Annotated in this window: 7 protein-coding genes and 1 riboswitch; of the genes, 1 reads left to right on the forward strand and 6 read right to left on the reverse strand. The window is 65.7% G+C overall.

Going from position 1 to position 12,581, the window contains the following annotated elements:
• Positions 1-91: 91 nt before the first annotated feature.
• Positions 92-1,615: a bifunctional hydroxymethylpyrimidine kinase/phosphomethylpyrimidine kinase gene (locus tag AC5RUQ_RS19445; RefSeq protein ID WP_493948921.1), complete on the reverse strand. Its 1,524-nt coding sequence runs from the start codon at positions 1,613-1,615 to the stop codon at positions 92-94.
• 7 nt (positions 1,616-1,622) lie between these two features.
• Positions 1,623-1,720, reverse strand: a riboswitch (TPP riboswitch).
• A gap of 160 nt (positions 1,721-1,880) precedes the next feature.
• On the reverse strand, positions 1,881-5,324 hold the full coding sequence (locus AC5RUQ_RS19450) for an Rne/Rng family ribonuclease (protein WP_493948922.1): 3,444 nt from the start codon (positions 5,322-5,324) through the stop codon (positions 1,881-1,883).
• Between the two features lie 451 nt (positions 5,325-5,775).
• Between AC5RUQ_RS19450 and AC5RUQ_RS19455 the strand changes: the two genes are divergently transcribed.
• A complete protein-coding gene (locus tag AC5RUQ_RS19455; protein ID WP_493948923.1) occupies positions 5,776-6,459 on the forward strand; it encodes a vitamin K epoxide reductase family protein in 684 nt (227 codons plus the stop codon).
• A gap of 75 nt (positions 6,460-6,534) precedes the next feature.
• Here AC5RUQ_RS19455 and ndk read toward each other — a convergent pair whose 3' ends face one another.
• Genes ndk through ileS form a run of 4 tightly spaced genes read right to left on the reverse strand, consistent with a single transcriptional unit; the run spans position 6,535 to position 12,165 of the window.
• Entirely contained in the window at positions 6,535-6,954 is a 420-nt protein-coding gene (gene ndk / locus AC5RUQ_RS19460) for a nucleoside-diphosphate kinase (RefSeq protein ID WP_493948924.1), read from the reverse strand.
• 39 nt (positions 6,955-6,993) lie between these two features.
• Positions 6,994-7,461: a DUF4233 domain-containing protein gene (locus AC5RUQ_RS19465; RefSeq protein ID WP_461171607.1), complete on the reverse strand. Its 468-nt coding sequence runs from the start codon at positions 7,459-7,461 to the stop codon at positions 6,994-6,996.
• A gap of 3 nt (positions 7,462-7,464) precedes the next feature.
• Positions 7,465-8,823: a bifunctional folylpolyglutamate synthase/dihydrofolate synthase gene (locus tag AC5RUQ_RS19470; protein ID WP_493948925.1), complete on the reverse strand. Its 1,359-nt coding sequence runs from the start codon at positions 8,821-8,823 to the stop codon at positions 7,465-7,467.
• Between the two features lie 3 nt (positions 8,824-8,826).
• On the reverse strand, positions 8,827-12,165 hold the full coding sequence (ileS, locus tag AC5RUQ_RS19475) for an isoleucine--tRNA ligase (RefSeq protein ID WP_493948926.1): 3,339 nt from the start codon (positions 12,163-12,165) through the stop codon (positions 8,827-8,829).
• Positions 12,166-12,581: the final 416 nt, after the last annotated feature.

Genomic DNA, 12,581 nt, shown 5'->3' on the forward strand with positions numbered 1-12,581 from the left:
TCCGGCGGGTGGACTGTGATAGGTGCCACAGCTCAACTCCGGCGTCCGCACCGTGCCCCACCATAGTACCGGCAAGGCAACGGGCAGTGCGTCAGGAGTACAGGCGCGGCGCGTCGAAGAAGTCCACTTCCAGGCGGCAGGACTGCTTAAACGCCGTGACCATGGCGGCGCGGTCCGCGGCCGAGGCCAAGCGTGCCGCTTCGTCCACGATCGCAATGGCCCTGCGGGTGGCAGCTGCGAAGTCTTCGTCCGCGTAGGTGCGCAGCCAGTCCGCGTACGGGTGCGCCGGCGGTTCACCGGCGGCAACGAACCGGGCGTAAAGCGCTGCTCCCACCTCGGCGTAGAGCCAGAAGCAGGGCAAAACGGCCGCCGCCACGACCGCATAACTGCCCGACGCCGATGCCGCCGTCAGGTGGTCCACGTAGGACTTCGTAACAGGGCCAAGCCCGGGCTGCACGGTTCGCGTGCTCAGCCAGGAGCGGTGCAGCTCCGACTCGACTTCCAGGCACTGCCGGGCAGAGGCCGCCCAGAAGAGCTGCTCCGCCTCGGTGGGTGCCAGTGCACTGGCCCTGGCCAGCACGCGCGAATAGCCGTTGAGGTAGATGGCATCCTGGGCGAGGTAGTACGCGAACTCCTTCTCGCCCAGGCTGCCCGAGGCCAGGTTGCGGATGAAGTCCAGGGCATGGATGTCGTCCAGGTCCTGCTGCGCCTCACGCCAGAGTATGGCGGCGAAGCTCCCTTCGGAAAGCAGCGGCTGCTGGTGGTGGAAGTGGTGCACCGGCCCGTTGCCTGTTCCCACCTCCAGTGTTCCGGATGCCTCCAGCGCGCCGGCCAGCCAGGGTTTGACTTCACGGAGGGAAACCTCCCAGTCCCCCAGCCGTGCCTGCGCCGTTGCCATGGCAGAGGACAGTGAACAGCCAGTGCCATGGCTGTTCCGCGTTGCCACCCGCTCCCCCGGCACCACCACCACTTCGTCGGACAGAAGGCCTGAGGTGTTGACCAACGCGTCGGGGCACTCGTCACCGATCAGGTGGCCGCCCTTGACCAGCACAGTGGCGCCGGTGGCAGCAGCGAGGGCGCGGCCTTGTTCCAGGGCCCCGGTCCAGGTGTCCTGCAGTTGGCCCCCAACGAGCATGGCGAGCTCTGCCAGGTTTGGGGTGATGAGGTGCGCCAGCGGAAGGAGCCCGCGCAGTGCCGCTTCGGCAGATTCCTGCAGGAGCCGGTCGCCGCTGGTGGCCACCATCACCGGGTCCAGGACCACGACGGCGGGGCGCACCTTCCGGATCCATGCCACCACTGCCTCGATCACCTCGGCACTGCCCAGCATTCCAATTTTCACGGCGTCGATGCCGATGTCGTCACTGACCGCCTCCAGCTGCTGGCTCAGGAACTTTGCGGGCGGCACATGGACGGATCGGACTCCGCGGGTGTTCTGGGCGGTCAGGGCAGTGATGGCAGCCATCCCGTAACCGCCGAGCGCGGCGATGCTCTTCAGGTCGGCTTGTATACCGGCGCCGCCGGAAGGGTCGGAACCTGCTATGGAAAGGACCCGGGGTACGGGCCTGCCTGGGCGTGTTGGTGCAGCAGTGAATATTGCCGAGGAGGCAGTGGGCATTACAAGAGTCGTAGACAAGAGACATCCCTTCGCCGGTGCTAGCCGGACAGGTTCAACGGGTGTGAATCTCAGCCGGCTCTCTGCGCGGCACCCCGTGTCGGTTCCCCAGCCTAGCTTTTTTGCCTGGCCCAGGCCGAAGGTGACACATTGCGACCGGGCGCCGTGCACTGAAATGCCGACCTGTCGCCGCATGGCTGGCGCTACACACGAAAATGCCCGGCCGGCCACTGTTGTGGCTGGCCGGGCATCTACTTACCGGTAACGCTTAGAGCTCCGAGGCCGGAACTCCGACGCCCAGGATGATGGGCGCCTCGGCCGGCTTCCTGGTGCCGGCATTGCCGTCACTGGAGCCGCCGGCACCGGCCGGTTCGGGGGCCTTTGCCTCGTGGGTATGCCCTGTGCCGGCTGCCGCCACGTTTTCGTGATGCTGCACAGTGGTTTCGTTTGCAGCTCCTTGGGCACGGCTGGCACTGCGGTTGCGCCGCGGCCGGCGCTGCCGGGACTGCTCCAGCGTGTGGTCGCTGTAGTCCTTCGCCGGTGCTGCAGCAGCGGGCGCCTGTACCGGCGCTGTCGATTGCACGGGCTCCACCGGTTTCTGCTCCGGTTCTGCCTGCTCGGGCTGGTCTTCGGCAGGTGCCGGCTGGCCAAGGTGGGCGAAGGCCTCCGCAAGCCGGTCCAGGGTCAGGGCAGGCTTCTGCTGCGGCTCTTCAGCGTGCTCAACGAACGGCAGCACCACCTTCTCGCCGCCGAAGGTCAGCACGGCAGCCTGACGCGCTTCGTCGTCGCGCTTCGCAGCCTCCGCTGCGGAGGCAGCGGCGGGCTGGTCGGCGGCCGCCTGCTTGGCTGCCGCCACTTCGTCGTCGTGCAGGTGGGCTGCATGCGCGGCGGCGGCGATGTTGGCAAGGGCCAGCCTTGTGGCCTCCGCCTTGGCATGCCGTTCAGCGTCCGAGGGGTCAGGGTGCACCGTGTGGACGTGCACGGCTGCTGCTGCCGGGGCAACCTCCGGCTGCTGGCCACCGCGGCCCCGCCGGCGTTTGCGGTCCGGGCGCGCGCCGGGCTGGTTGTTGTCGACGCGCTGGGCGTCGTTGCGGTGGCCTTCGCTGCGGGCCTCCGGCCTGCTGTCCGTCCGCTGGATGTGGTGCTCGGCGGCCACAATGTTGGCCCGCCGGTGCTCCACGGGGTCGTCGTGGGTTACCACGCCGCGGCCCGCGCACGCTTCGCACTGCTCGCCGAAGACTTCGAGGAGCCCGGTACCCATCCGCTTGCGCGTCATCTGCACGAGGCCAAGTGACGTAACTTCCGCAACCTGGTGCTTGGTCCGGTCGCGTCCCAGGCATTCCACCATGCGGCGGAGCACGAGGTCGCGGTTGGATTCCAGGACCATGTCGATGAAGTCGATGACGATAATGCCGCCGATATCGCGGAGGCGGAGCTGGCGGACGACTTCTTCCGCAGCCTCAAGGTTGTTTTTGGTCACCGTCTCTTCGAGGTTGCCGCCGCTGCCCGTGAACTTGCCGGTGTTGACGTCCACTACGGTCATGGCCTCGGTGCGGTCAATCACCAGCGAACCGCCGGAGGGCAGGAAGACCTTGCGTTCGAGCGCCTTGTGGATCTGCTCGTCGATGCGCCAGGCAGCGAAGATGTCCTGGTCCTTGGTCCACTTCTCAAGGCGGCCCACCAGGTCCGGCGCTACGTACGTAACGTAGGCCTCGATGGTGTCCCAGGCTTCCTCGCCCGAGACGATCAGCTTGGAGAAGTCCTCGTTGAAGACGTCGCGGACCACCTTGATGGTGAGGTCCGGTTCGCCGTAGAGCAATTCAGGGGCAAGGATCTTCGTGGACTTCGACTGGCTCTCGATGCCCTCCCACTGCGCGCGCAGCCGGTTGATGTCGTGCGTCAGCTCTTCCTCGGAAGCGCCTTCGGCCGCGGTGCGGACGATGACGCCGGCTTGCTCCGGGAGGCGGTCCTTGAGGATGCGCTTGAGGCGGTTGCGTTCGACGTCGGGCAGCTTGCGCGAAATGCCGGTCATGGAACCGCCGGGCACGTACACCAGGTAGCGGCCAGGCAGCGAGATCTGGCTGGTCAGGCGTGCGCCCTTGTGTCCCACGGGGTCCTTAGTCACCTGGACCAGGACGGTGTCGCCGGACTTGAGGGCGTTTTCGATGCGCCGCTGCTTGCCCTCGAGGTTCACCGCTTCCCAGTTCACCTCGCCGGCGTACAGGACAGCGTTGCGGCCGCGTCCGATGTCCACGAAGGCAGCTTCCATGGAGGGCAGCACGTTCTGGACCTTGCCCAGGTACACGTTGCCAATCAGGGAATCCTGCTGGGTCTTTGATACGAAGTGCTCGGCCAGGACACCGTCTTCGAGGACGGCGATCTGGATTCTGTCGTCGCGCTGGCGCACGATCATCTGCCGGTCAACGGACTCACGGCGTGCCAGGAACTCGGCTTCGGTGATGACGGTGCGGCGGCGGCCGGTGTCGCGGGACTCGCGCCGGCGCTGCTTCTTCGCCTCCAGGCGGGTGGAGCCCTTCACGCTGGTCACGCGGTTGTTGACGGCGGGTTCGGTGACCGGCCTCGGAGCGCGGACGCGGGTGACGGTGTTGGGCGGATCGTCATCCCCGCCGCCGGTCAGCTCAAGGTCCTGGTCCCCGCGGCGGCGGCGGCGGCGACGACGGGACGTCACGCCTTCTTCCACCTGCCCCGCAGACTCCTCGTCGGCGTCGTCGGAGGCATCAACGTCGGCACTTTCGCCGCCTTCAAGCTCGGCGTCAGCTTCACGCTCACCGGCGCGGCTGCGTCCGCGGCGTCCGCGGCCCCGGCGCCTGCGGCGGCCCGCGTCCTCCGAATCGATCTCATCGGCGTCGTCCTCGCCTGCTTCTTCAACAGCGGCGGGAACCGGACGCACCACGGTGCTCAGGTCCGGTGCCTGGAACAGCACGGAGGTGGGAGACGCCGGTTCCATGAACAGGGTGCCGAAGGGGCTGGAAGGAGCCGCTTGCGCCTGCCCGGCCGACGCTGGTTCTTCGGAAGCCTCTTCTTCAGTGGCCTCTTCTTCGGTGGTTTCCACCGGTGAAGCCGCATCGGCTGCTGGTACCTCAGCAGTACCTGCTGCTGCCGGGACGGCAGCAGCGTCAACCGCTTCGGGCATCCCGGCCGGAAGCACGCTGACCACTTCGGCAGGCTGGACTTCGGCTGCCTGATCCGCCGGTTCCGCTTCGGCGGCAGGTGCGGAGGTCTTCCGGGTGGCGACCCGACGGCGGCGGACGGGCTTCGTTTCGGCGGCCCCGACGGCGGGCTCCACGGCCGGTACCTCAGGAGTGTCTGCGCCTGCACCGGCAGTGGCCTCGACGCCGGATTCTGCTTCCGGTTCTGCCACTGCGGATTCTGCCTCTGGGGATCCTAGCTCTGGGGCGAAAGCCGGGAGCGGTTCGGCGGTGTCCGCCTTCTTCCGGGCGCGGGTTCGCCGGACTGGAGCCTTGGCCTCCGCGGCGCCGGGATCGGCAGCAGCGGCAGCGGTGGCTTCCGAAGCATCGACGCTGGCCGGGGCGCCTTCCGAAGTGCCGGCGCCGGTGACGTCTGCCTCCGGGATCAGGGCGTCGGCCTTGGGCACAGCCTTCCGGCGCGTCCTCGTGGCTTTTTTGGGTGCAGCGTCTGCCTCTGCGGCCGCTGCTTCGCTGTTAACGGCTGAAACTTGTTCATTATCCATATGTGGCAACACTCCTGCCCCTGACGTACCGCCACATCCGGCACCCATTGGGGCACATATTGTCAAAACCCGCAGGCGTTGACAGAAGTCAAGTGGATACCCCCAGGTTCGCACCGGCAGTGGGGTGCGGCAGCCCGTGGGGGCCGGCGGGATGTTCTGAAACCCGTTGTTCTACGTGCCACAACCAGGTGCCGCTCAATGGAGTCGCGGGAGACTGCGTCGGTGAGACCGATGCCTGCCCTGCTCGTCATTGGCGGTCTTGGGAACAAGCCACCGGACCGGAGTCCGAATGTGGATCGTCTTCCAGCCACGTTCATTCTCTCATACCCGGACTAAATCACGGCGGAGGCAGCACCAAACGCGCTGGCCCCTTCCCCTCGTCTGGACGGTCCTTTCAGCCTCCGGCGTTACAATCAGGCAAGGAGCACCGGATGAAAAGGACGCCACACCAATGCCCAGCATCTCCCCCCTCAGCGGCACCCCTGCCCAGGAACGGAGCCTGAACCAGGACAGCGACCCGGCCGGCAGGACAGCCGGAACCGTCCCGGCGATGACCCGTAACCGGCCCTTCGGCTGGCTGCTGGTGATCACGGGCGCCATCGGCTGGCTCGCCTCCGGAACCCTGGTGCTGGAAAAGCTCGCGGTGCTCCAGGATCCCAACCACACCACCGTGTGCGACGTGAATCCTTGGATTTCCTGTGGTGACGTGATGAAAACGTGGCAGAGCTCGCTGTTCGGCTTCCCGAACATGTTTATCGGCATCGTGGCCTTTGCCGTCGTCATCACCGTTGGTATGGCACTACTCGCCGGAGCAACCTTTGCCCGCTGGTACTGGCTGGGCCTGCAGGCGGGGGTCACCCTTGGTTTCGCCTTCGTGGTGTGGCTGTGGTCGCAGGCCCTCTACGACATCCGCATCCTCTGCCCGTTCTGCATGATTGTCTGGGCGGCCATGATTCCCCTGTTCGTCTGGGTGACCCTCCGGAACGTCACGGCAGGGGTGATCCCCATGCCGGAAAACGCCGCCCGCATGCTGGGCGACTCGGGCTGGATCATCACCGCGTTGCTTTACGTGGCCGTCATCGCCACCATCTTCTTCGCATTCATCCAGGTTTTCGCCGGAACCTCGGGCTTCTAAAGCCGCCTCCCGTGAAGTGACAGATAAGGCCGATGTTCGTGAAGAACATCGGCCTTATCTGTCGTGCAGGTGAAGCTACGCCTGGAACCAGATTTTGATCTCGCGGTCGGCGGAATCGGTGGAGTCGGAGCCGTGGACCAGGTTCTGCTGGACCTTCACGCCCCAGTCGCGGCCAAAGTCGCCGCGGATGGTGCCTGGGGCTGCCGTGGTGGGGTCGGTGGTTCCTGCCAGGGAACGGAAGCCTTCAATGACGCGGTGGCCTTCGAAAATGGCTGCCACTACCGGCCCGGAGAGCATAAATTCCACCAGGGGCTCGTAGAAGGGCTTGCCGACGTGCTCCTCGTAGTGCTGCTCCAGCAGCTCACGGGACGCGTCGACCTTCTTCAGCTCGGCCAGGGTGTAGCCCTTGGCTTCGATCCGGGCCAGGATTGCCCCGGTAAGGTTGCGGGCGACGCCGTCGGGCTTGATCAGGACGAGTGTGCGCTCAGTAGTCACAACTGCTCCAATGCGTTGGTAACGGATTTCGGATCAAGTCTACGGGGACTGCGGCTGCTGGCCCGGCCCGGCAGCCTGGTCCGGATGGGCTGCTTCCCACTTGGCCTGCTCGCGGGCCCGCTCGCCGGCTTCCCGGTCCAACCGGATTCCGGTGCGGATTCCGTACCACCAGGCCAGTGCGAACAGGCCGCCCACCAGGAACATGGCGGGCTCGAAAATGCCGGTGAGGATCAGGACGAGCTGCAGGATCCACCCGAGCCCGATGCCCCAGGGCTTGGTGAGGAAGGCGCAGGCCACGATCATCACGACGCTCAGGGCGATGCCCACGCCGAGGATCAACGCCGGCGGGAACTCTCCGCGGCGCAGGCCGAACACCGCAAGGGTGGCGAAAAACATCACGAAGGCTTCCAGGAGCAGCACCGTGGAAGCGAACATCACCTTGGTGGAACGCCGCTTCTTGGGCATGCCCGGCCGCCATTCGCGCTGGGCTTTGGTCAGTTTGGCCATCGCCTAGGCCTCCGTCTTGCCCAGCAGGATGCGTGCCTCGGCCACCAGGGTGATGGAGCCGGTTACAAGCACGCCGCCGGAAAGGTCATCGTTTGCTTCGGCGCGTTCAACTGCCCATTCGAGGGCGTCGTCGAGTTTCTCCGCGACGTGCACGTTGTCCTCGCCGAAACCGAGGTCGATGGCAAGTTCGGCGAGTTCGGCTGCCGGGACGGCGCGCGGGGAGTTCGACTGGGTGAAGCAGTACTCCTCAGCCATGCCGCCCAAGGATTCCTTGAGCTGGCGGAGGATCTCCTCGGCGTCCTTCTCCTTCAGGATTCCCACCACCGGGACCAGCCTGGTGAAGGTGAAGGCCTCCTGGAGGGCAGCCGCGGACACTTTGACGCCGTCGGGGTTGTGTGCAGCGTCAACCACAATGGTGGGTGCGGTGCGCACCACCTCAAGCCGTCCCGGGGAGGTGACCTCGGCGAAGCCTTCCTGCAGCACGTCGAATCCGAGTTCCTTTTCACCGCCGAAGAACGCTTCGAGCGCAGCCACTGCCACTGCCGCATTCTGCGCCTGGTGGGCGCCGTGAAGCGGCACGAGCAGATCCGGGTAACGTCCCGCAATGCCCTGGATGGTGACCATCTGGCCGCCAACCGCCACGGTCCGCGATTCGACGGCGAACTCAACTCCCTCGAACTTGAAGGGCACGCCGACGTCCTTAGCCTTCTCCAGCAGGACCTGAGCCGCGTCAAGCGGCTGGGCGGCACTGATGAGGTAGCCGCCGGGCTTGATGATGCCGGCTTTTTCGTAGGCGATGTCCTCGGTGGTGTCACCGAGGAGGTCAGTGTGGTCCAGGGAGATGGGGGTGACCACCGAGACCTGCCCGTCCCCCACGTTCGTGGCATCCGTGATGCCGCCCAGGCCCACTTCAATGACTGCCACGTTGACGGGCTGGTCGGCGAAGATGGCAAAGCCCAGGATGGTGAGGCATTCGAAGTACGTCAGGCGTGGCTGCCCGTCGGCCTCCAGCTCGGAGTCCACAATCTGCAGGTACGGGCGGATTTCGTCCCAGATCCGGACGAACGTCTCATCCGATACCGGGCGCCCGTCGATGCTGATCCGTTCGGTGACCTTGGACAGGTGCGGGCTGGTGTACCGCCCGGTGCTCAGGCCGTGGGCCCGCAGGACCGATTCGATCATGCGGGCGGTGGACGTCTTGCCGTTGGTTCCGGTGACGTGGATGATCGGGAAGGCCTTGTTCGGCTCCCCCAGCACGTCCATCGCCCGGAACAGCGGGGCAAGCCGCGGTTCCATCTTGTTTTCCGGCGCCCGTCCCAGCAGTTCGGCGTAGACGCTCTCTACGGAAAATTCGTCAGTCATGGATTATGCCTCTACTTTTTCGACGGCGATCTGCAGCTCCGTGCCATCGCCGCTGGAATGCAAACCGAGCTCCACGGTGAGGGTTTCGCTGACAATGAGGCTTTCATGGGCTTTCAAGGCGTCCACAACATCCTGCGCAGCCGTGATGCTGGTCCGGATCCGGTCGCTCACATTCAGTCCGGCATCCTTGCGGGCCTGCTGGATGGAGCGGACCATGTCACGGGCCAGGCCTTCGGCCTCCAGCTCCGGGGTGACCTCGGTGTTGAGGACCACGAACCCGCCGCCGGGCAATACTGCGACAGCAGACGATGCAGTGGCGCTGCCGCCCTCAGACTCTGCCACTACTGTCTCCAGTGTGTACTCCTGCGGTTCCAGATGGAGCCCGCCTGCGGTGACCACGCCGTCATCATCCACTGACCAGTCACCTGACTTGGCGCCCTTGATGGCTGCCTGGACGTTTTTGCCCAGGCGCGGACCGGCAGCGCGGGCATTGACCACCAGCTTCTGCTGGATCCCGAACTCCTCCGGGGAGGCCGTGGCTGCGTCCAGCAGGCGGACCGAGCGGAGGTTCAGCTCATCGGCCACGACGGCGGCGAAACCGCCCAGCGCGTCAGCACCGGGTGCCACTACCGTGAGTTCCTGCAGCGGCAGGCGGACGCGGAGGTTCGCTGCCTTGCGGAGCGAGGAACCGGTGGAGCAAATCTGCTGGACCTTGTCCATGGCCTGCACCAAGTCCGGGTTGGCCGGGAACAGGTCCGCATCCGGCCAGTCGGCCAGGTGCACAGAGCGGCCGCCCGTGAGCCCGCGCCAGATTTCCTCGGAGACCAGCGGCAGGAGGGACGCCGCTACGCGGGTAACAGTTTCCAGTGCGGTGAACAGGGCGTCGAAGGCGTCCTGGTCCTCGTCGAAGAACCGCTGGCGGCTGCGGCGGACGTACCAGTTGGTGAGCATGTCCAGGTAGGTGCGCAGTTCATCGCAGGCCCCGGAGATGTCGTAGCTGTCCAGCTGGGCGGTCATGTTCTGCACCAGGTCACCGGTGTTGGCCAGCAGGTACTGGTCCAGCGTGTCGGCATAGCCGTCGTAGCGGAGCTTCGCATCGTAGCCTGCCCCGCCGTTGGAGGCGTTGGTGTAGAGCGTGAAGAAGCTGTACACGTTCCACAGCGGCAAGATCACCTGGCGGACGCCGTCGCGGATTCCCTGTTCGGTGACCACCAGGTTGCCGCCCCGGAGGATGGGGCTGGACATCAGGAACCACCGCATGGCGTCCGAGCCGTCGCGGTCCAGCACCTCGGAAACGTCCGGGTAGTTGCGCAGGCTCTTGGACATCTTCTGCCCGTCCGAGCCCAGCACGATGCCGTGGCTGATGACGTTGCGGAAGGCCGGCCGGTCGAACAGGGCCGTGGAAAGGATGTGCAGCATGTAGAACCAGCCGCGGGTCTGGCCGATGTACTCCACGATGAAGTCGGCAGGGTTGTGGGTATCAAACCAGGCTTCGTTCTGGAACGGGTAGTGCACCTGGCCGTACGGCATGGAGCCGGAGTCGAACCAGACGTCCAGCACGTCCTCCACGCGGCGCATCACCGACTGGCCCTCTTCGGGCGTGCGGGGATCGTCCGGGTTTGGCCGGGTCAGTTCGTCGATGAACGGCCGGTGCAGGTCAACCTGGCCGTCCTTGTTCAGCGGGAGCCGGCCAAAGTCCGCCTCGATCTCGGCGAGTGAACCGTACACGTCCGTGCGGGGGTATTCGGGGTCGCTGGACTGCCACACAGGGATGGGGCTGCCCCAGTAGCGGTTGCGGCTGATGGACCAGTCGCGGGCGTTCTCCAGCCACTTGCCGAACTGGCCGTCCTTGACGTTGCCGGGGATCCAGTTGATCTCCTGGTTCAGCTCGGACATCCGGTCCTTGAACTTGGTGACCTCAACGTACCAGGAGGACACGGCCCGGTAGATCAGCGGGTTGCGGCACCGCCAGCAGTGCGGGTAGCTGTGCTCGTAGCTGGCCTGGCGGACCAGGCGGCCCTGGGCGCGCAGCACCTGGGTGATCGGCTTGTTGGCTTCAAAGACCTGCAGTCCCACGATGTCGTGCAGGTCGCCGTGCTTGAAGAGCGGGAGGAATTTGGCGCCCTCGTCGACCGAAAGGATCACCGGGATGCCGGCCTCTTCGCAGACCTTTTGGTCATCCTCGCCGTAGGCGGGTGCCTGGTGGACGATGCCCGTGCCGTCCGTGGTGGTCACGTAATCGGCCACCAGGATCCGCCAGGCGTTCTCCATGCCGTATTTTTCGTTGTCGGCGAAGTCCTGCCACAGCGGCCGGTATGCCAGGCCTTCCAGCTCCGCACCCGTGTGGGTGGACACGACGGCGGCCTGTGCTGCCTCGAAATCGTCGTAGCCCAGGTCCTTGGCGTAGCTGGCCAGCAGGTCCGCAGCCAGCAGGAAGCTGCCGGTGACGGGTGCGTCGGCGGAGGCGGCCTTGATGCCGTTCGGGCCCGCGGGCAGTACGGCGTAGGTGATGGAAGGGCCGACGGCGAGCGCGGCGTTGGTGGGAAGGGTCCAGGGCGTGGTGGTCCAGGCGAGCGCCTGGACGCCGTCGAGCTGCCGGGACAGTTCGGACTCCCCTGCGGTGATGGGGAAGGTCACGGTGACGGTCTGGTCCTGGCGGTTCTTGTAGACGTCGTCATCCATGCGTAGTTCATGGTTGGAAAGGGGGGTTTCGTCTTTCCAGCAGTACGGCAGTACACGGTAGCCGTTATAGGTCAGGCCCTTTTCATGGAGCTGCTTGAACGCCCAGAGGACCGACTCCATGTACTCGACATTGAGGGTCTTGTAGTCGTTGTCAAAGTCCACCCAGCGTGCCTGCCGGGTGACGTAGCTGCGCCATTCGTCCGCGTACTTCATCACGGAGGCGCGGCAGGCGTCATTGAACTTGTCGATGCCCATGGCTTCGATCTGGGTTTTGTCCGTCATGCCCAGCTGCTTCATGGCTTCCAGCTCTGCCGGCAGCCCATGGGTGTCCCAGCCGAAGCGCCGCTCCACGCGCTTGCCGCGCTGGGTCTGGTAGCGGCCCACGAGGTCCTTGGCGTAACCGGTCAGCAGGTGGCCGTAGTGCGGCAGGCCGTTGGCGAACGGCGGGCCGTCGTAGAACACGAATTCGTTGCTGCCGGGTTCACCGCCGGGGGCGTCCGCGCTGCGCTGGTCGATGCTGGCCTGGAAAGTGCCGTCCTGGTCCCAGTATTTGAGGATGCGCTCTTCGACTTCCGGGAACTTCACGGAGGCGGACACACCCGCGTTGCGGCTGGAAGAGGTGCCACTGGTGGAGGCTGAGGCCTTGGGGTAATACGTCATTCTCGACATCCTGGGTTGAGCTTGGCGAACTGCCGGTTTGCGCCTGACAGTTCCGTTCAGGATGCGAGGACGGCTGCCGTGATGTCCTCAGGACTCCACGCTCACCGCGGTACCACCTCACTTACCGGCGCTGCCAGTTCCTTGGGAACGTGACTGCTCCGGCCTCTCATTACTGCTGTGACGGGCTTACCCGTCCGGTTCTACTGACGCTCGCCGCCTGGGAGGCGGTTTCGCGCGTTCTTCCGGAAGCTCACCGGTGATAGCCGGGTCATAGCCACTTTCGAGTCTACTATTTCCGCGGCGCCCATTGCCATTCCCGGCAGGGGAACATGCCTGTGGCGCGCTCCCCCGCCCGGAAACCTCCCGGTGCCGCCGCTTGGGTATTGACCATGTTCTGACCAGTTCCTGCAGTTCCC

Source organism: Arthrobacter sp. MDT2-3, from assembly GCF_059090465.1.